The 214-nt window shown below is 67.8% G+C and carries 1 protein-coding gene; it reads right to left on the reverse strand.

Annotation, left to right across the window (positions count from 1 at the left end):
* Nucleotides 1-214 (reverse strand): transposase (locus tag ACYQ0U_RS22910; RefSeq protein ID WP_459976183.1); only part of this gene is annotated, 214 nt, incomplete at both ends.

The raw sequence follows: 214 nt of genomic DNA on the forward strand, positions 1-214 counted from the left end.
AGTAGGTCAGCGTGGAGGGATCGAAGCCCCTCGCGTCGATCGCGTACCCACACGCGGCCTTCCACCGCAGGTCGAAGGTCAACGCGTCGACCGCTTCGCGGTCGGAGTGACCGTACAGCGCCTGCAACACGATCACCGAGGCGACCACCTCACCCGGGATCGACGGCCGGCCCCGCCCCGAGGGAAACAGGTCGGCGAACAACTCCACCGGGAA

The sequence above is a fragment of the Nocardioides pyridinolyticus genome, assembly GCF_054653575.1.